At 69.6% G+C, this 19,732-nt stretch carries 16 protein-coding genes; 8 read left to right on the top strand and 8 right to left on the bottom strand.

Going from position 1 to position 19,732, the window contains the following annotated elements; genetic code table 11:
* Window positions 1-227 precede the first annotated feature (227 nt).
* From AMK34_RS41605 to AMK34_RS41580, 6 genes are all read left to right on the top strand, one after another.
* Window positions 228-1,079 (top strand): class I SAM-dependent methyltransferase, encoded by an 852-nt coding sequence (locus AMK34_RS41605; RefSeq protein WP_073849225.1) that lies wholly within the window; start codon window positions 228-230, stop codon window positions 1,077-1,079.
* Window positions 1,076-1,978 carry a GNAT family N-acetyltransferase gene (locus AMK34_RS41600; RefSeq protein WP_073849224.1) on the top strand — a complete coding sequence of 301 codons (903 nt, stop codon included), beginning with the start codon at window positions 1,076-1,078 and terminating at the stop codon, window positions 1,976-1,978. Before AMK34_RS41605 ends, AMK34_RS41600 begins: the two co-directional genes overlap by 4 nt.
* Window positions 1,979-2,009: 31 nt before the next feature.
* A complete protein-coding gene (locus AMK34_RS41595; protein WP_073849223.1) occupies window positions 2,010-2,939 on the top strand; it encodes a GNAT family N-acetyltransferase in 930 nt (309 codons plus the stop codon).
* A gap of 139 nt (window positions 2,940-3,078) precedes the next feature.
* Window positions 3,079-3,753 (top strand): ATP-binding cassette domain-containing protein, encoded by a 675-nt coding sequence (locus AMK34_RS41590; RefSeq protein ID WP_073849222.1) that lies wholly within the window; start codon window positions 3,079-3,081, stop codon window positions 3,751-3,753.
* A complete protein-coding gene (locus tag AMK34_RS41585; RefSeq protein WP_038511313.1) occupies window positions 3,750-5,645 on the top strand; it encodes a YhgE/Pip domain-containing protein in 1,896 nt (631 codons plus the stop codon). Before AMK34_RS41590 ends, AMK34_RS41585 begins: the two co-directional genes overlap by 4 nt.
* Window positions 5,642-6,220 carry a TetR/AcrR family transcriptional regulator gene (locus AMK34_RS41580; protein ID WP_037345486.1) on the top strand — a complete coding sequence of 193 codons (579 nt, stop codon included), beginning with the start codon at window positions 5,642-5,644 and terminating at the stop codon, window positions 6,218-6,220. The genes AMK34_RS41585 and AMK34_RS41580 overlap by 4 nt, the downstream gene beginning before the upstream one ends.
* A 305-nt stretch (window positions 6,221-6,525) precedes the next feature.
* Here AMK34_RS41580 and AMK34_RS41575 read toward each other — a convergent pair whose 3' ends face one another.
* The 7 genes from AMK34_RS41575 to polA form a co-directional block, all read right to left on the bottom strand.
* Window positions 6,526-6,849 (bottom strand): CU044_2847 family protein, encoded by a 324-nt coding sequence (locus tag AMK34_RS41575; protein ID WP_038511310.1) that lies wholly within the window; start codon window positions 6,847-6,849, stop codon window positions 6,526-6,528.
* A 9-nt stretch (window positions 6,850-6,858) separates the two neighbouring features.
* Window positions 6,859-8,148 (bottom strand): ABC transporter substrate-binding protein, encoded by a 1,290-nt coding sequence (locus AMK34_RS41570; RefSeq protein WP_073849221.1) that lies wholly within the window; start codon window positions 8,146-8,148, stop codon window positions 6,859-6,861.
* Window positions 8,145-9,233, bottom strand: coding sequence for a hypothetical protein (locus tag AMK34_RS41565; protein WP_038511303.1), 1,089 nt, complete (start codon window positions 9,231-9,233; stop codon window positions 8,145-8,147). The genes AMK34_RS41570 and AMK34_RS41565 overlap by 4 nt, the downstream gene beginning before the upstream one ends.
* A complete protein-coding gene (locus AMK34_RS41560) occupies window positions 9,230-10,645 on the bottom strand; it encodes a VWA domain-containing protein (protein ID WP_038511302.1) in 1,416 nt (471 codons plus the stop codon). Before AMK34_RS41560 ends, AMK34_RS41565 begins: the two co-directional genes overlap by 4 nt.
* Before the next feature lie 10 nt (window positions 10,646-10,655).
* Window positions 10,656-12,893: a serine/threonine-protein kinase gene (locus AMK34_RS41555; protein ID WP_073849220.1), complete on the bottom strand. Its 2,238-nt coding sequence runs from the start codon at window positions 12,891-12,893 to the stop codon at window positions 10,656-10,658.
* The gene (locus tag AMK34_RS41550; RefSeq protein WP_073849219.1) at window positions 12,890-14,494 is read right to left on the bottom strand and encodes a S1 family peptidase; all 1,605 of its coding nucleotides are present in this window, start codon (window positions 14,492-14,494) and stop codon (window positions 12,890-12,892) included. The genes AMK34_RS41555 and AMK34_RS41550 overlap by 4 nt, the downstream gene beginning before the upstream one ends.
* A gap of 70 nt (window positions 14,495-14,564) precedes the next feature.
* A complete protein-coding gene (polA, locus tag AMK34_RS41545) occupies window positions 14,565-17,306 on the bottom strand; it encodes a DNA polymerase I (protein WP_073849218.1) in 2,742 nt (913 codons plus the stop codon).
* A 62-nt stretch (window positions 17,307-17,368) separates the two neighbouring features.
* Here polA and AMK34_RS41540 point away from each other — a divergent pair, with 62 nt between their 5' ends.
* Entirely contained in the window at window positions 17,369-17,797 is a 429-nt protein-coding gene (locus AMK34_RS41540; protein ID WP_038511292.1) for a PaaI family thioesterase, read from the top strand.
* A gap of 76 nt (window positions 17,798-17,873) precedes the next feature.
* A complete protein-coding gene (locus AMK34_RS41535; protein ID WP_073849217.1) occupies window positions 17,874-18,842 on the top strand; it encodes a LysR family transcriptional regulator in 969 nt (322 codons plus the stop codon).
* Here the strand turns inward: AMK34_RS41535 and AMK34_RS41530 are convergent.
* The gene (locus AMK34_RS41530) at window positions 18,808-19,620 is read right to left on the bottom strand and encodes a prolyl oligopeptidase family serine peptidase (protein ID WP_073849216.1); all 813 of its coding nucleotides are present in this window, start codon (window positions 19,618-19,620) and stop codon (window positions 18,808-18,810) included. The genes AMK34_RS41535 and AMK34_RS41530 overlap by 35 nt on opposite strands.
* Window positions 19,621-19,732: the final 112 nt, after the last annotated feature.

Raw genomic sequence — 19,732 nt, 5'->3', positions numbered from 1 at the left:
CGCATAAGCAAACGTCCACAGGGAACGACCGCGAGCATCACCGCATCCGGTACGCGACCCCCTGACCCGGACGCTGAGCGAACCGGGGGAAAGAGTAGCGCGAACCCACTGCGCTAACAGATATCCTACGCGGCCCCCTGTACACGGCACAATCAGGGTCGCCCCCACGATCACGGCGGGCGGATAAGCTGTGCCGCGAAGCCCTGACCTGGGGAAAGGATATCGGTTTGAGCCAGCAGTCCGTCACCGAGCCCGATCGGCACGCACAGGCCGAGGAGCGGCTCGGCACCGCGGGGGTCGCCTACCGGGCGGTCTCGGCGCCGGAAGCGACCGCCGCGAACCTGGCGTGGTGGGACGCCGACGCCGACGCCTATCAGGCGACCCACGGCGGGTTCCTCGGCGACGCGGACTTCGTCTGGTGCCCCGAGGGCGTCCGCGAGGCAGACGTCGCGCTTCTGGGTGAAGTCGACGGCAAGCGGATCCTCGAAGTCGGCTGCGGGCAGGCCGCCTGCTCGCGCTGGCTCGCCGCACAAGGCGCCGAGGCGGTGGCGACCGATCTGTCGGCGGGCATGCTGCGGCACGCGAGGGAAGGCAACGAGCGGACCGGCACGCCCGTCCCGCTCGTGCAGGCGACGGCCGAATCGCTCCCGTTCGCCGACGCGAGCTTCGACGCGGCCTGCTCGGCCTTCGGCGCGGTGCCGTTCGTGGCGTCGGTGGACGTCGTGTTCGCCGAAGTGCGCCGGGTGCTCCGGCCGGGTGCCCGCTGGGTGTTCTCGGTGACCCATCCGATGCGCTGGATCTTCCCCGACGACCCCGGGCCGCAGGGCCTCACGGTCACGCAGCCGTATTTCGACCGCACGCCTTACGTCGAGGTCGACGAAGAGGGCGTCGCGACGTACGTCGAGTACCACCGCACCCTCGGCGACTACGTCCGCGCGCTCTCCGACGCCGGCTTCACGCTCACTGATCTCATCGAGCCCGCTTGGCCGGAAGGGCACACCCGCACCTGGGGACAGTGGAGCCCGTTGCGCGGCAAGCTCTTCCCCGGCACCGCGATCTTCTGCACCCAGCGGGGATGACCCCGGCGGCGGAACGACAGAGGGCGCGGTTCGCCGCGCTCGACCCGTTGATTCCGCCGCCTCCCCCGCTCCCACCGGGCGTACCCCTCGAAGCAGGCGGCGCCAGCGGGACGATCACGCACGTGCGGTTCGCGGCGGGTTCCTGGCAACGGCTCTGGAGCCCCGCCCATCTGCAGATCCTCTCCGCCGTCCTTCCCCTCGACGCCGTCGCGGGCATGAGCGCGTTGCTTTCCGCCTGGCGCGAGCGGATCGCGCTCGCCGACGCCGAACCGGATTCGTCGTGCACGGTCACCTGGCCCAGCCGTGACGTCGCGGTCTCACGGGCCCTGCTCGACCACGGGCTCGCGCCGCAACTGGCGCTGGCCGTCCGCGAGCCCGCGGCGGGGGAAGCGCATTCCGTACCCGGCGTGACGATCCGCGCGTCGACGCGGGGCGATCTGGAGGAGATCGTCGACCTCCGGTTCGAAGAACTTCGCTACACCTCGCTCGTCGGCCACGGTGTCGTCCGGCCCGGCGCCAAAGCCCTGCTCGCCGAAGAGGTCCGGCGCGGCCTGCAGTTCGGCGGCCGGGTCTGGATCGCCGAAGAGGAAGGCCTCACGGTCGGGATGGTGACCGGCGGAAAGCGCTCCCCGATCCCCGGCGACGCGCTCGCCGGACGCTTGCCGCCGGGCGAATGGGGCTACGTCGGAACGCTCGCGGTCACCGCGGCCGCGCGGGGACGCGGGATCGGGCGCGCGCTGACCGCCGCAGTGCACGACGAGCTGTTCTCGCCGTCGCTGCGCGGTACCTTCGTCTCGTACAATCCGGCGAATCCGCTGTCCCCGGTGTTCTGGCACCGGCAGGGTTATCGTCCTCTGTGGACGACGTGGGCGGCCGCCCCGGCCGCGGCCCTTCGGTAGCGGAGCGCCGCGGTCGACACTGGGGACGGGGATGGAAATCGAAAAGACCTTGTTCGACGCGCACCGCGCCCGGTTCGCGTCGATCGACGGGTTCCTGCCCGAGGCGGCGCCCGCCCCGGTCGTCGGCGAACGCGTGGACGCGGCCACCGCGGCCGGCGTCCAGGTCACCGGAGTGGTGCAACGTCAGCTGCACGGGCCGGACGACGTCCCCCTGCTGTGGTCGGCCGCCGACGTGCGACAGCTGTTCCCGTTCATCGGGAACACCGGCACCGAGGGCATGGACGTGCTCCTGCGCGCGTGGCGGACGTGGATGGACGCCGAATCCCCCGGCGAGGACTCGTCCTGCGTGGTCAACTGGCCGAGCCGGGACGCCGAGGCGATCCGCGCGTTCCTCGACCACGGGCTGGTGCCGATGTCCGCACTCGCGGTGCGCACCGGCGGTCATCGTGACGCCCCGGACGCCGAGGGCGTCGCCGTCCGCCGGGCCCGGCGCGACGACTTCGACACCGTGCTCGCGATGGCCGTGTCGACCCACGACTACATCGGCCAGGTCGCCACCCGGCACCGCCCGAACGCCGCCGAACTGCTCGCCCCGGCGCTGGAACGCGCGCTCGACAAGGATCTCCCGCTGCTGTGGCTGGCCGAACGGGACGCCCGCATCGCGGCGTTCGCGCACGGCGCGTGGATCACCTCCTCGCCCGGCTCGGCCGAGGCCGAACTGCTCCCCCACGGCCGCTGGGGCTACGTCAACAACGTCGTCACCCTGCCCGGGCTGCGCGGAAGCGGACTCGGCCGCACACTGATGTCGGTGGTGCACAAGGAGTTCGCCGCCGACGGCGCGGACGGCACCTACCTCTATTACAACCCGACCAACCCGCTTTCCTCGGTGTTCTGGCACCGGCAGGGTTATCGTCCACTGTGGACGTCCTGGGAGGTCCATCCGGCGTCGGCCCTGCGTTAGTCGTCCGGTTTGCGGAGGTTTCGTCACTCTAGTGTGTGACGTGAGCCCCCCAAGGTTGTGCACCTCCCAGGTCAGGGCTAACTTTTGAACTGACCAGTCAGTTTAAAAGTTCCGCGAGTCACCGACCTGGGAGTTCTTCGTGCGGGTTCAAGCCGACAGGGTGTCCGTGACCGGACCCCACGGCACGTTGCTGTCGCCCACTTCGCTCACCGTTTCGGGTGGTGAGCTGGCGATAGTGCACGGCGAGCCGGGAGTCGGCGTCACCGCCTTCGGGCTGGCGCTGGCAGGCAGGCTGAAGCCCGCCACCGGGACGGTGACCGTCGAGGGCGGCGACCCGCACAAGGTCGTGGCGATCGTCGACTCCCCCGGCGTGAGCGAGCCGGACGGCGCGTTGTCGCTGCAGGTCGTCGTCGGGGAGGAACTCGAACTCGCGAAGCGCCCGGCGAACAAGGCCGCCGTCGCGAGCTGGCTGGCCGAGCACGGCGCCGCCGCCTTCGCCACCACCCGCTTCGAGAACATCGAACCGGTGACGCGCACCCGGCTGCTCACCGCGCTCGCCGCGAACCGTGAGGGCGTCGGCGTCCTCGTGCTCGACACCCCGGACCGGCACACCAGCGACGTCGACAGCTGGGCGCGGCTCGCCCGCGAGCACGCCGAGCGCGGCCTCGCCGTCATCGTGCTGACCGCCACCACCCCGGTTTCGGCCCTGCCGGAGAAGCCCGCGCTCTGCGGCGCCCTCGAGCAGCCCGACCCCGTGCGCTGCGCGCCGGTCGAAACCGCTGAGATCGAAGAGACTTCAGGAGACCAGGAATGAATCCCGTCCGGATCGCCGCCAACGAGCTGCGCCGGCTGAGCAGTGGCACCCTGCCGAAGCTCGCCATGGCCGCGCTCGTCCTGGTGCCGCTGCTCTACGCGTCCTTCTACCTCTACGCGAACTACGACCCGTACTCGCGCCTGGACAAGCTGCCCGCCGCCGTCTTCACCTCCGACACCGGCGCGAAGGACTCGGCCGGCGTGGAACGCAACGTCGGCCGTGAGGTCACCGACGAACTGGTCAAATCCGGCACGTTCCAATGGCACGAGGTGTCCCAGGACGAGGCCGCGAAGGGCGTCCGCGACGACAAGTACTCGTTCGCGATCGGCATCCCGCGCGACTTCTCCACGGCGCTGCTGTCGTCGGGCAACTTCCAGCCCCAGCAGGCGACGATCACGCTGACCACCAACGACGCGAACAACTATCTGTCCGGCACCATCGCGAAACAGGTCGCCGAGCAGGTCCGCAAGACGATCGCGGAGAAGGTCGGCAGCGAGGCGGCGGACAAGTTCCTGGTCGGCTTCTCCACGATCTACGGCAAGATCCAGGAGGCCTCGACGGGTGCTTCGCAGCTCGCCGACGGTGCCGGCAAGCTCAAGACCGGACAGCAGCAGCTGGCCGACGGCGCCAACCAGCTCGCGTCAGGCAGCTCCCAGCTGGCGACCGGCCTCGGCACCCTGAAATCCAGTACCGCCCAGCTCCCCGCGCAGACCCAGAAGCTCGCCGACGGCGCCGGTCAGGTCGCCGACGGGAACCAGAAGGTCGCTGACGCCGCCTCGCTCGCGGCGACGGCTTCCGGCGACATCCAGGCCAAACTCGACGGTTACCGCACCCAGCTCGCGCAGGACCTGCGTGCCGCCGAAGTCCCCGAGGCGAAGGTGCAGGAGATCCTGAGCCGTCTCGACACCCTCCGGTCTCCGGTCGACCAGGCGAACACGAAGATCCAGGGCGCGAACAGCCAGCTGATCCAGCTCGCGTCCGGTGCCCGGCAAGTGTCCGACGGCGCGCACCAGCTGGCCTCGGCCACCCCGCAGCTCACCAGCGGCATCGCGCAAGCGGCCGACGCGTCGGCGCAGATCCGCGACGGCGCGGCGAAGCTGAACGACGGCGAGAAGACCGCGGTCAACGGCACGAACCAGCTCGCCGACGGCGCGGTGCAGCTGCGCGACGGGCTCGCGGCCGGGCTCAAGGAGATCCCGAACCCGGACGACCCCACCCGGGCGGCGACCGCCAACACCATCGCGGACCCGGTGGCGGTCAACTCCTCCGGCGTCGCCTCGGCCGGGACCTACGGCGCGGGTCTCGCCCCGTTCTTCATCTCGCTCGCGACCTGGATCGGCGCGTTCGTGCTGTTCCTGTTGCTGCGCCCGCTCTCGACCCGCGCGCTGACCGCCGGCGCGTCACCGTTCAAGGTCGCGCTCGGCGGCTGGCTGTCCTCGGCGCTGCTCGGGATCGCGCAGGTGATCGTGCTGTTCGGCGCGGTGACCTGGCTGGTCGGCATCGACGTCGCGCATCCGCTCGGCGCGATCGGGTTCGCGGTGCTGGTGTCGCTGACCTTCACGTCGGTGGTGCACGCGCTCAACGCGTTCTTCGGCGCCGTCGGGAAGTTCCTCGGCCTGGTGCTGCTGGTGCTCCAGCTGGTGAGCGCGGGCGGCACGTTCCCCTGGCAGACGATCCCGGACGCGTTGTACCCGTTGCACATCGTGCTGCCGATGGGTTACGCGATCGACGGGTTCCGGCACCTGCTCTACAGTGGCGCCTCGATGGAGATCCTCGGTGACATCGGTGTCCTTGTCGCGTATCTCGTCGGCGGGATCCTGGTCTCGACACTGGCGGCGCGGAAACGGCGCACCTGGACGGTTTCGGCGCTGAAACCCGAGCTGGCGTTGTGAGTCCCCGGGGTGAGGCGACGAAGCAGAAGCTGTTCGAAGCGACGCTGCGGCTGTCCGCCAGCCGTGGCCTCGTGGGGCTGACGGTGGACGACATCGCGGCCGAGGCGAAGGTCGCGAAGGGCACCGTCTACTACAACTTCGGCAGCAAGGACGGTCTTGTCGACGCACTGCTGCGCTACGGCGTCGGCGTGCTCGCGGACCGCCTGCGCGCGGCGACCGGCGACGGCGACCCGATGGACGTCATCGAGTCGCAAGTGGACGGTGCGCTGGAGTTCATCGCCGAATACCCCGGTTTCTCGCAGATCCTGGTGAGCGAGATGTGGCGTACGCCCGGCACCTGGCACGAAACGCTGACGCTGCTGCGCGAGGAGATCATTTCGATCGTGCGCGAACAACTCCACCGGCTGGACGCCGCCGGGCGGCTGCCCGACGGCGTCCAGATCCAGACCGCCGCGGCGGGGTTGTTCGGCACGATGCTGGTGGTCGCGCTCGACTGGCAGGTCTTCCAGCCGAAACGGACCAGGGCCGACGTGCGGGAATCGGTGATGGTGTTGATCCGGGGCCTCGGGCGTTAATCGAAGGACGCGTTCCCCTGGGCGATTTCGTCACTGTCGTGCATGGGCTGAAGGCTCCCTTCACCGCATCCGATGCGACGAAAGGAGCCTTCGCCCCCGGCCGGATACGGGGAGCGGCGATAGCCACAGCCGTCACAGTGTCGCGCGTTAAGGGCCCCTTCCCTCGGATCAGCCGAGGAAACTCGACCTTGCCAAGTACATGAAGGCCCCCTTCCTTGCGCCTAGGTACAGGAAGGGGGCCTTCATGTACTTCAGCTTCATGTACGTCAAGTGCCCAACGCGGATCGTGGGTGGCGAAACATCCTTCAGCTGCCTGTCTCCCGGACCCACTTCAGTTTGACCTCGAAGTTCCCCTCCAGTCCCGTTTTCGCGATGACGGCGCCCGCTTGCGCGGTCAGCTTGACGCCGAACTTGAGTTCGACCTCGTCCGGTCCCCTGGTCATCGACCGGAAGGCGTCCAGCGCCGCCGCGGCCGCGTCCTTGACGTTCGCGAGTGCCGCTTCGAAGGACCCCTTGGTGTCCTCGATCAGGTCGTCCCGCCGGGAGACCCGGGCGGTGCCGGGGACCGGGTCGATCTCGACGATCACCGAACCACCGCCTTCGAGCGGGAATCGTGCCAGGTCGTTCACCGATGCTCCTCACTGTCCACAGGGGATTTCGAACCATTCGCCCTGCTGGATGCTTTCTCGGACGTCGTCGAGTTGTTTCAGCAGGATGTCCAGCCGGTCCCGGTTGCTCAGGTATTCCAGAACGGCCCGGTGGAACGCGCCGGTCATCGTCGCGGGCATCAGGTCCGAGGCGTCGAAGCACAGCGCGGACGCCGAAGTGATCGTGTCCGCGACCCTCCGGCTCACCTGATCCGGATAAACGTCGAGCCCGAGCTTCCGGTTGGCGGAAAAGGCGTTCGCGCGCGGGATCGACGGCCAGATCCGCTGTGCCTTCTCCGAAGCGAGGAACTCCATCAGCTTGCGCGCCTGCGGGGTGTCCTGGAACATCCCGGCGAGGTCGGCCGCGACCTCGGAGACGTCGCGGCCGGGGAAGGTGAGGAAGTCGAAATCGCTGCCCGGCTTGGGAAAGGTCCCGTCGGGGCGTTTGAAGTTCTGGTAGCGGCTCATGATGAACGACGCCTGGTGTTCGAGCGCGCAGCCCGGCGGATCGGTGAACATCGCCTTGCCCGCGTCGCCGAAATCGGTCAGCAGCGCGGCCGCGGTACCGCCGCGGATCGCGGTGGGTTCGAGCACGGAACCCCAGTCCAGCCAAGCCTGTTTGACCTCGGGCGAGGTCCACGGCAACCCGCCGGACGCCCACTGCCGGTACTTCTCCGGCCCCGCCGAATGCAGCAGGATGTCTTCGATCCAGTCGGTTCCCGGCCAGCCCGAGGTGGGCGGGGCACCCATCCCGACACACCACGGCGTGCCGCCGGCCGCTGTCAGCCCTGCCGAGTATTCGCGGAGCGCGGCGAACGTCGTCGGGCGGATCCCGGTCATCCGGGCCGGGTCGTACCAGATCAGGCTCTTGAGATCGGCCTTCACCGCGACCGCGTACAGCTTCTCGGTGCCGATTTTCTGCAGGGTGACCCACTGCGAGCTGAAAGACCGCGTCACGGCGGCGGAAAGGTCGTCGTCGAGCGGCAGCAGGTCGCCCGACTTCCGGTATTTCGCCAGCACTCCGGCGTTGGGCAGGACGGCCACATCCGGCGGGGTGCCGCGCTGGACGTCCGAAGCGAGCACCTGGTCGACGGCCCGGGTGCCTTCGTAGAGGTAACCGATCCCGGTGTCGGCCTTGAACGCGTCCAGCACCTGGCGGAAGGCCGTTTCCTCGCCGCCGGTCCAGGACGCGAGGACGACGACCGGTTCGTCCTCCGCCGACGCCGAACAGCCGCCCGCGACCAGTGACAGCGCCGTCAGCACGGCGATCAGGCGCTTCACGGGCGATACCGGTATTCGTCGATCCGGGCGTGCAGCCCGAGCAGGACGAGTCCGCCCGCGAGCAGGGTGCCCGCCGGGATCAGGAACTCCCGTCCGCCGGATTCGGCCGCGGCGGAGGCGTCGGCCGCAACCGCCTTCGCGCCCGCCGTGGCCACCCGGGTGTTGTCCGTCGCCACCGTCGTGGACTGCCGTGCCCGCACGCGGAACTCGTCGACGGTCACTCCGCATCCCTGCCTCTCGTCGCAGTACTCGGTCAGCAGGTCGGCGAGCTGCCGCTGACCGGCGTCGTCGGCCGCCTTGAGCTGCTGAGATCGCGCGGCGGCGACACCGTCGAGCCGCTCCCCGACCGAATCCAGCCGGTCGCGACTGATCAGTGTGAGCACCAGGGCGACGCCGATGGCGGCGATCAGCACGGTCGCCGCGAGCAGCGGGAGGTTCGCCACGCGCCGGAAACGCTTCCGCAGGTACAGCTGGGTGAAGACCAGCAGCACCAGCAGGGCCAGCACCGGCAGCAGCCAGAGCGGGAGCATCGCGAGGCTCATCCCGGTGTCCGACAGCTGCCGGTCCAGCGCCTCACGTTGCCTGCCCTGCAACACTTCCAGCTCTTCCAGGACCCCGCCCGAAGCGTGCAGCAGCCGCGAGGCGTGCCAGAGATCGACCGCGCCCAGCACGGCGGCGTCCGGCTGGCGGAAGTGCACGTCGGCCTGTCCGATGGAGCCCGAGTAAGCCGCGACCTGGCTTTCGATCACCTGCAGCGCGTTGCCGCCCGCTTCACCCGCCTGGTTGAACTCCGCGACCCGCGCGAGGCTCTGGCTCGCCAGCGCCAACTGGTTCGCGTACTCCTGCCCCGGCCCGGCGAGTTTCGCCTCACCGGAGGCGAAACTCGCGATCGCGGCGGCGTCGGCGGCCACCAGCGCGGCCCGCGCGGCGGTCACTTCGAGCACCGCCTGCGCCGTGCGGTCGCGGACGGTCTCCGCCGTGTTCTGGACGTTCTGGAACGCCCACAGCGAGACCACCAGCACCGCGAGGGTGAGCGCCAGCAACGCGGTACGGAGCCGGACCAGCCGCACCCGGGTGGCCGTCACGAAACGACCTCGCCGAACGGTCTTCCGCAGCCGACGCAGAAGTTCGCCCCGGCGGGTGAGAGCGCGGGGCAGGCCGGGCAGGCGACCGGTGTTCCGTCGGGCATCGGCCGATCTTCCTGCGGAAGGGCGATTTCCGAAACCCTCGATGGGATGACGACGTGCAACGCGTGGCTGCGGGTCGCGTCGGGGCGCAGCCGCACCACGCCTTTCTCCGCGTCGAGGATCTCCACGACCCCGGAGAGACGGCTGAGGGTCTCATCGTCGCCCGCGGCGGTGGCCAGGGCGACCGCGCGCCCCCAGTCCCGTTCGGCTCCGGCCCGGTCGCCCGCCGCGTAGGCGTCGCCGCCCGCGGTCAGCGCCTCGCCGAGGTCGGCCTGCGCGGCGTACTTCGAGACCATCGGGTGAATCAGCGTCGGCGGGATCGGATCACGCGTCCACCGCCCCGCGATGGCCAGCGCGTCCTCCTCGACCGCGGCTCCCGGCACCGGGACGAGTTCCGTCCACGCAAGCTGGCGGTCCTGCCCGTGGCTGGGTTCGAGGTCCGGGTCGAGATCCAGGATCAGCTGGTAGTCCCGTGTCTCGTCGCTCGCGAACGAACCGAGCGACAACTCCTGCTCACGGACGCCGACCTCCCGGCACCGGTCGGTGAGGTCGTACTCGTCGGGGAACACCTGCTTGATCGACCGCAGCCTGCTGAACGGCATGGTGCCGATCCGCAGCCGGACCTCGGGCAGCACCTTCGTCATCGCGCTCTCGACCAGCTGCCGGAAGTCGTCGGCCAGTTTGTCGTCCTCGACGACGGAATCGACGTTCCCGCGCAGGACCCGGCCGATCTGGGTGAGTTCGGCGGGCTCCCAGCCGTCGCCGATCCCCCTGGCGTCACAGACGAACCGGCCTTCGCAGCTGTTCAGCACGGTCATCAGATCGGCCCTGGTCTGGGAGTCGTTGCGGCCGTCGGTAAGGAGGATCGCGTGGCGGACGGCGTCGGGCACGCCGTCGAAGAGGTCGCGCGCCTTGGCCAGCCAGGCACCCATCGCGGTACCACCGACGGCCGCGAGATGCTCGACGGCGGCGCGCGCCTCCGCCCTGGTCCGGCCGGAAGCGGTCACCAGGCCGTCCTCGGCCGGGTAGATCATCTTCGCGCGGTCGGTGCCCTGGATGACGGCGAACCGCACGCCGTCGGGGAGGACGTCGATGGCCGCCGCGGCCGCGCGCCGGGCCTCGCCGATCTTGGTGCTGGGAAAGCGCATCGAACTGGAGCAGTCGATCATCAGGACCTCGGCGGCCGTCCTGGCCGCGGACGCTTCACCGCCGCGCGAGACGACCCGGACGATCGCGGTCATCGCCCGGTCCCCCTCGGCCAGGAACTTGTTCTGGTGCACTTCGAGGCCCAGACCCGGCTCCCCGCTCATTTCTCCCCTTTCACACCAAGGTCACCGGTCTCACCGAATTCGCGAGATCGATCAGCACGTCGTGCGCCTCCGGCGAGGGCGCGTGATGGGCGAGCCGCCGGTACGACCTGTCCAGCACGGTGCGGGCACCCGTCTCGTCCGCGCGCAGGATCTCGCCGTCGGTGATCCCGTCCTGCCCGAGCAGCACGCCCGCCAGCCCGGTCTCCCGCACCGCCGTCACGAGCCTGTCGAGTGCGTCGCCGTCGAGGTCCAACGCGGTCAGCCGGACGACGGCGTCGTCGAGTTCCGCGGACGCCGGGAGGTCACCCGTCTCCGGCATCGGCGCGGACAGCACCCGCACGCCCGCGATCCGCGCCGCCTCGTCGTAGCGCGAAAATTCCGGGACCTGGTCGAGAATCCCGACGGCGGCGGCACGGTCGCCTCGTGCCAAGCGGACCCGCGCGAGCCCGAACGCCGCACTGACCTGCGCCCGGTCCCGCACCCACAAGGCGTCGTAGTACCGCTCGGCGGCGGCCGCGCCGTTGAGGTGCTCCTCGCAGAGCCCCAGTGCTAGTTTCGGCGGCTCCTCGCCGGGGATGTCGCGGTACACGGCGGTGAACTTCTCCTTGGCCGCGGCGAAATCGCCCTCGCCGAGCGCGAGCAGACCTCGATGCCACGCCACCCGCCAGTCGTGGGCGGCGCGCTCCCCGAGCAGCCGTTCGGCCTCCGCCACCGCCAGCGTGCCTTCGATGACGGCCCCGAGTTCCAGCTGCGCCCGGCACCGGCGGAATCCGACCTCCGGCGAACCGGTCACCTTGTCGAGTTTCTTCAGCAGCCGCGCCGCGTCGGGCGCGCGGACGGCACGGAGGAAGTTCGCCTGCGGATCGTCCGGATCCTCACGCGGCACCGGCAGCCCGAGGGCGATCTCCACGGCGGACGGCCGCGCGCCGAGCGAGACGGGCGTCCCGCGCGTCCAGTGCTCCAGCGGCGGCGCCTGACCGAGGCCCGCGTCGAGCAGCACCGCCCCTTCGGCGAACAACGTCGATGCGCCGGGCCGGTACTGCTTGTCCCGCAAGGAAAGGATCTCGTCGAGTACGCCGTCGAGCTGGACCAGCATTTCGCGCGCGGTCGCGAATCGCTGTTCGAACGGCGCGGTCGCCCGGTCGAGGACGCGGAGGAACGACTCGATGCCGAACCGGACACCGCGCGCGTCGGTGGTGACCGACCAGCCGTCGCTCGCCTGGAAGAGTTCCCGCAACGTCACGCCGACGGTGTGGATGTCGGACCGGACGGTGAGACCGTGGGTCGCCCGTTCCTTCGGGGTCACCTGATAGTGCTCGGTGCCGACGATCGGGCTTTCGTCGTCGTCGATCTTGCGGATGGCGCCGAAATCGATGAGCTTGATCCGCTTCTCGCCGTGGATCACGTTGTCCGGCTTCATGTCGCAGTACAGCAGGCCTTCGCCGTGCAGGTAGTCGAGCGCGGTCAGGATCTCGCGCCCGTACCCCACGACGTGCTCGACCAGCAGCCGTCCCTCACCGGAGTCCAGCCCGGCCCGGCGGCGGTTCTTGACCTCCCGCAGGGAAAGACCGTCGACGAACTCCATCACGATGTAGCGGAAGTCGTCGTGCTTGACGACGTCGAGGATCCGGACGATGTTCGGATGATCCAGCGCGGTGAGCACCTGGCTCTCGGTCTCCGCGATCCGGACGGCGGCGGTGTTGTTCGTGTTGATCAGGCCCTTGAGCGCGACGTACCGGTCGCCGAGCCCGGAATCCGTTGCCAGATAGACGAATCCGAGCCCGCCGCGGGCGACACAGCCGAGCACGTGGTAGCGGCCGTCGACCACGTCACCCGCCGAGAGCTTGGGCGAGAAGGAGAACGGCGTCCGGCAGACCGGGCAGAACCCTTCGGCGGGCGCCGGCCCGCCACCGACCGAGCGGCCGACCGGGGTGGCCGTGCACCCGTGCTTGCCGCAGAACCGTTCCTCCTCCGGGACATGCGGCTCGGTGAGCAGGCGGCTCGCGACCTCCGGGAGTTCGACGACGGGCAGCGGGGCCCGATCGTCCGTGCCGGCGTGGCCCGCGATCTGCTGGGCACGGGTGGCCACCGTGCTGGTGATCCTCGTCGGCGCCTCACCGGGGCCGGGGATCACCAGGGTCGGTTTCCCCGGTGACTCTTCCGGAGTGCCGGGCGGCAATCCGCAGATCTTGCAGAAGCCGGTCTTGCCCAGCACACCCGGGCAGCCGTCCTGTCCGCAGGCCGTCATCCGTCGATCCGTTTCCGTACGGTGTCCGCGTAGCGCTCGACCGCGGCCGCCGCGGCCGTGAGGTCGCACTGTCCTTCGAAGAGCATCCGCCACGCGGGGGCGTAGGCGGCATCCAGTTCGACGTCTTCGACGAGCCCGCCGTTACGGGCCATCTCCCCGTACGCGTCGAGCCGGGCGCGCAGTTCCGCGCGCCGGGCAAGGTTTTCGCCGAGGAGGCGGCGCAGGTCGCGAGCCCGATCGACGGTCTTGGCCACGGCACGCTCACAGACCGGAAGCTGCCGTTTCACCCAATCCGTGTCACCGTCCCGCTCCGCCGAACGCAATTGCGTCAGCGCGCCGCGCAGCCGCCGCTCCTTCGGGTGAACGTGCGGGGCGTCGGAGAAGCGGGGCGCGTCGCTCGCATTGTCCTTCTCCAGCTTGGCGAGTTCACCCAACCGGGTTTCCAGGAGGGCGAGCCTGCCCTCGATGTCGTCCTCGTCCGCGGGCAGCACGTCCGTGCTCGACCGGACCACGCTCACTCCCGGCGAAGTCGCCTCGCGGAACGCCAGCGCGAGCCGCAGCCCGAGTTCGTGCGCGCGCTGGGCCAGCGGCACGAGCACCTCACCGACGAGCTCGTCGGGTTCGGCGGCCTCGTCGATCCCGTAGACGACGACGGTACGGGCGGAACCGTGCCTGCCGGCGGGCGAATCCGCGGCGACGTCGAGCCGGTCGGAGATGCGGCGGCGCACCTCGTCGGCGGTCTTGCCGATCGCGTCGACGGCGAGCACGACACTGCCCACCGGCGGCACCGTCGGCCCTGTCGCGGTCCGGCCGGCGCCACGTTCGCGATCGGCGAGGACGACGGCGCGCCGCAAGGAGGCGGCGACGGCGGAATCGTCCTGCCCCATGATGATCACCCGGACGTCGGCCCGGCCGTGCCCGCCGAGCCAGCGGGCGAATTCACGCGCGAACCGTGGGTCGAGCGCGGGCGGCTCCGGGTACTGCACGAAAGTCGGGTCGATCGCAGGGCTGCCTTCGGCCCAGCGGCGCAGTTCCGGCAGGTAACCGAGCATGGTCTCGACCGGGATCATCCAGGAGACACGGGCGGCCTCGGTCGCGTACCGGGTCGCGACCATGCCGACGACGTGGCCCGTCTTGTCGGCGATCACCGCGGAACCGCTGAAGCCGTGGGTGATCGGCTCGGCGTCGGGATCGCGGTGCAGCTGGACGCGTTCGAGACCGTGCCCGCCGTCGCCGACGACTGTCGCCAGCGACCACATGCCGTCCGAACCGCACGGGAAGCCGTACGCCCGGACGCGCTGGTCGTCTTCGAGGGCGGTCCGGTGGAGCGGGGCGCCGGAGATCTGTTCCTCGGGTTCACGCAACCGGAGCAGCGCGATGTCCCCGCCGTCGTCGCCGATGGGCGCCGCCTGCGCGACGATCGTGGCGATTCCGGGCTCCACACCGGGAAGCGCCACGAAATCCACCGTGACACCGTCGAGGCCTTCGATCACGTGAGCGCAGGTGAGGAGGTGTTCGCCGTCGAGCATGGTCCCGGCGCCCAGGATCCGCCCACGATGATCGCGCAGCCGCACCCGCCAGCGTCTGCGCTCGGAAGTCACGCGAAAGACCCTACCGATCGTGAGTGGTGATGACGGTCGGAACCGTCATTACCACTCACGAGGCGTAACGCTAATGCGCGGCGTCGTTCCAGGACCGCCCGTACCCGACGGAGACCTCGAGCGGGACCGCCAGCTCGTAGGCCGAACCCATTCCCTGGCGCACCAACGCTTCCAGCTGATCGCGTTCGCCTTCGGCGACCTCGAGAACGAGCTCGTCGTGGACCTGCAGCAGCACGCGGCTCTTCAATTTCGCCTCGGTCAGCGCCTTGTGCACGTTGAGCATGGCGACCTTGATGATGTCGGCCGCGCTGCCCTGGATGGGCGCGTTGAGCGCCATCCGCTCGGCCATTTCCCGGCGCTGCCGGTTGTCGCTGTTGAGGTCGGGCAGATAGCGGCGGCGGCCGAAGATAGTCTCGGTGTAGCCGACCTTCGCCGCGTCGCCCACGACCGAATGGAGGTAATCGCGCACGCCGCCGAAGCGGGAGAAGTACGCCTCCATCTGCTCTTTGGCTTCTTCGGTGGAGATCCGCAACTGCTGCGAAAGGCCGTACGCCGAAAGCCCGTACGCCAGGCCGTACGACATCGCCTTGACCCGGAACCGCAGCTCCGGCGTGATCTCCTCCGGCGGCAGCGAGAACGCGCGCGACGCCACGAAAGTGTGCAGATCCTCGCCGCTGTTGAAGGCCTGGATCAGGCCCTCGTCCTGCGAAAGGTGCGCCATGATCCGCATTTCGATCTGGCTGTAGTCCGCCGTCATCAGCTCGGCGTACCCGTCGCCGACGACGAACGCGTCGCGGATGCGGCGGCCTTCTTCGGTGCGGATCGGGATGTTCTGGAGGTTCGGGTCGACCGACGAGAGCCGTCCGGTGGCGGCGATCGTCTGCAGCAGCGTGGTGTGGATGCGGCCGTCGTCGGCGACCGACTTGATCAGACCCTCGACCGTGGTGCGCAGGCGGGTCGCGTCCCGATGCTCCAGCAGATGCTGCAGGAACGGGTGCTCGGTCTTCTCGAACAGGCTCTGCAGCGCCTCGGCGTCGGTGGTGTAGCCGGTCTTGGTGCGCTTGGTCTTCGGCATGCCGAGCTCGTCGAACAGGATGACCTGCAGCTGCTTCGGCGAACCGAGGTTGACCTGCTTGCCGATGACCGCGTACGCCTCCTCCGCGGCCTGCGTCACCCGGCTGAGGTAATGCGCTTCCAGGTCGGTCAGGTGCTCGATGTCGACCGCGATACCCGCCGCTTCCAGCCCGGTGATCACCTGCAGCAACGGCAGTTCGAGCTCGGCGAGCAGCTGCGCGCCGCCCAGTTCTTCGAGCTCCTTGGTCAGCGCGCCGGCGAGCTCGGCGACCGCGCGGGCCTTGACCAGCTCGGCCTGGATCTCCTTCTGCTCCATGTCCTCGGCGCCGCCGTCGAGCAGCGAAAGCTGCCCGTCCCCGGTGTCGGCCTCGGACCGGAGCTCACGGTGCAGGTACCTCAGGGCGAGGTCGTCGAGTTCGAAGGTGCGCTGGCCGGGACGGACCAGATACGCCGCGAGCACGGTGTCCATGACGAGCCCGGCGAACGTCCAGCCTCGTGCCTTGACGGCGTGCAGGGGGGCCTTGAGCTCGTGACCGATCTTCTGGATCTTCTCGTCGGCGAGCCAGGCCGTGAGCGCCTTGTCGTCCTCGGCGTCCATCGCGGTGACATCGACGTACGCGCCTTCGCCGTCCGCGGCCGCGAAGGTGATGGCCTTCAGGTCCGAGCGGACCGAGGCACCGGTGGTCCGGAACGCCAGGCCGACCGGCTTGTCCGTGCCGGTGTGCGCGGACAGCCATTCGGTGAGGGCGCCCGGCGCGAGCTTCGAACCGCTGACCTCGAAACCCTCCTCGGCCTCGGGCTCGGCGCTCTGCAGGGTGGCGAAGAGCCGGTCTCGCAGGACGCGGAACTCGAGCTCGTCGAACAGCGCGTGGACGGCCTCGCGGTCCCACGGGCGCAGCTCGAGCATCGTCGGGCCGAGCTCCAGCTCGACGTCGCGGATCAGCTCGGTGAGCTGGCGGTTCAGCATCACCGCGCCGAGATGCTCGCGCAGCGCGTCGCCGACCTTGCCCTTGACCTCGTCGACCCGGTCGATCAGCTCGTTGAAGGAGCCGAACTGCCGGATCCACTTCGCGGCCGTCTTCTCCCCCACGCCGGGGATGCTGGGCAGGTTGTCCGAGGGGTCGCCACGCAGCGCGGCGAAGTCCGGGTACTGCGCCGGCGTGAGGCCGTACTTCTCCTCGACCGCCGCCGGGGTGAACCGGGTCATCTCAGACACACCGCGCTTCGGGTACAGCACGGTGACCTGGTCGGTCACCAGCTGGAGCGCGTCACGGTCGCCCGTACAGATGAGGACGTCGAAACCTTCGGCGGTCGCCTGTGTCGTGAGCGTGGCGATGATGTCGTCGGCTTCGTAGTTCTCCTTGGTCAGCGCCGGGATGCCGAGGACCCTGAGCACGTCCTCGACCAGCCCGACCTGGCCCTTGAACTCGTCCGGGGTGCTGCTGCGGTTGGCCTTGTACTCCGCGAACGTCTCCGACCGGAACGTCTTGCGGGAGAGGTCGAACGCCACCGCCAGATGGGTCGGCGCCTCGTCGCGCAGCAGGTTGATGAGCATCGAGGTGAACCCGAAGACCGCGTTCGTCGTCTGCCCGGTCTTCGTCTTGAAGTTCTCCGCGGGCAGCGCGAAGAAGGCGCGATACGCCATCGAATGGCCGTCGATCAGCAGCAGTTTGGGCCGCTCGGCCTGTGCGGTGGCGGGTGTGGCGTTGGCAACGGTCGTGTTCTCACTCGGGCTCACGGGAGCGAGTCTAGGGTGAGGGTCTGACAGTCCTACCTGTCGTGTCGTTTAAGGAGCTCTGCGTGACCGAACAAGCCCTCGAATCCTTCGCCGGGATCGACCCGGCCTTCGCCGGACAGCAGCTCAACGACAAACTCGGGCTCGAGATCAGCGAATTCGGTCCGGAACGCGTCGTGGGCAGCATCCCGGTAGAGGGCAACCTCCAGCCCTACGGCCTCCTCCACGGCGGCGCGAACGCCGTCGTCGCGGAAGCGCTCGGTTCGATGGTCTGCGCGCTCAACGCCGGCACCGACAAGGCGACGATGGGGCTCGAGCTTTCGTGCACGCACCACCGGGCGGTCCGGTCCGGGCGGGTGACCGGTGTCGCGACGCCGGTGCACGTCGGACGCGGGACCGTGACCGCCGAGATCGTGCTGACCGACGACCAGGGGCGCCGGTCGTGCACGGCGCGGCTGACCTGCGTGGTGCGGGAGCGGCCGCCGGGCGCCTGAGCCGTCCCGAAGTACGTGAAGGCCCCCTTCATTGCGCCTAGGTACATGAAGGGGGCCTTCACGTACTTTGACAGACGTGGATCTCGACACTGCCCAGGTGCGCGCGTTCGTCGCGACCGCCGACCACGGCCATTTCGGTCGCGCGGCAGAATCCCTGTTCCTCACCCAGCAAGCGCTGTCGAAGCGGGTCCGGAAGCTCGAGGACGCCCTGTCCGTCCAGCTCTTCCGCCGCACCAACCGGTCCGTCGAGCTCACCGCCGACGGCGACCGTTTCCTCCCGCACGCGCGCGAGCTGATCCGTGCGGCCGACGCCGCCGTCGCCGCGATGGGCCTTCAGGACCGCCCGCCCCGCCTCGACGTCATCGATCCACGTCTCTCCCCGATGTACATGTTGCGCCGCATCGCCCAGCGGGATCCGGCGCTGGCGGTCGAGCGCGTCGCCGGACGGGGGCTGGCCAACGCCCTCGACCCGCTGGTCCGCGGCGAGATCGACCTCGCGTTCGGCCGCGTCGCGGACCTCGGCCGCGAAGTGCCCGCCGAACTCGAACACCGGCTCGTCCGGCTCGAACCGTTGGTCGCCCTTCTCGCGCCGGAACACCCGCTCGCGGACAACGATGTCCTGAAATTGTCCGATCTCCGGCACGAGGGCATCTGGATTCCGCAATTGGGCGGCCCGGTCGAATGGCTTTCTTATTTGCAACGCCTATGCAAAGAATTCGACGTCCCGATCGACGACTCCGGGGTCAGCTACGACCTCCGGCACACACTGGAACAGACGCGCTACGGAAAGCAGCGGGTCACTCTCGCCGGCGCCGACATGGACCTCGCGTCCGACCTCAATCTGCGAGTCCTGCCGTTCGAGCCGTCGCCACTGTTCCCGTGGTCGGTGGTGTGGCGCCGCGGCGAAGGCCCGGCCCTGCGGCGCCTGCTGGCGCTCGCGGGCCGGACCAGCCACGAAGAAGGTTGGTGCGCCTACGATCCCGGCCGATCGTGGCTGCCGGACGACGACCTCAAACAGCTAGGTGCCGGGCGAACCAGCGCGTGAGCTCGGCGTCGACCAGCTTCGCGTATTCGGTCTGCGGAGCGGGTTCGAGGCCAGGGGCCTCGGCGAATTCGTGCGCCATCCCCGGGATCGTGACGAGCTCGGATCGCCGCTCCCCCAGCGCCTTGTGCAGGGCTTCGGCCGGTTCGGTGATCGAGACGTCGTCCTCCTCGCCGATGACGAGCAGGACCGGCGCGATCAGTTCGTCCGCCCGCCGCACGTAGTCGTACTCGTTCGCGACCGCGCGGGACCGGTCGGACCAGGGATAGGTGACGTCGTAGACCCGCTCGTTCGCCGCGATCACCGGCGCCAGCTGGGTCACCGGGTTCACCAGCGCGGCGGCCGCCACGTCGATCTCGGCGTGGGTCAGCATCTGCAGCGCGACCCCGCCGCCCTGCGAACCGCCGACCAGCCCGACCGGACCGTCCTCAATGGACAAGCGGGAGCGCAGTTCCGCCACCGCCGCCGGGAACTCCGCCTCGACCTGCCTGGTGAGCGGTTCGACGACGTTGAGCACGTTGTCCTCGCTCGCCAGCCGGAAGAAGCCCTCGAAACCGCCTTCGGGGAACCGTTTCCCGGTCAGCGGCAACCCGAGGTGCACCCGCCACGCGTGCAGGTCCCGCATCGGCAGCGCCGCCGCCATGGCCGCCTCGCTGAACGGCGCGCCCAGCAGATGCCAGGTCAGCACCAACGGTGCCGGACGCCCACCGTCCGACGGCGGCAACGCCACGAACGGAACTCCTGCTGCCACGCCTTCGATCGCTTCGGTACTCATCGTCATGGGAACAGCTAATCGCGAGGTCAGGGCCGAGATCCAACAGCCGTTCGGACCGCCGTGACAACCATCGGTTGTCATGGCGCCGAAGGAAGAGGGGGCACCGTTGACGCCCTTT

The organism is Amycolatopsis sp. CB00013 (assembly GCF_001905755.1).
Classification (GTDB): Bacteria; Actinomycetota; Actinomycetes; order Mycobacteriales; family Pseudonocardiaceae; genus Amycolatopsis; species Amycolatopsis japonica.
Note: the sequence above shows the minus strand (reverse complement) of the source record. Positions and strands in the feature narration are given on the sequence as shown.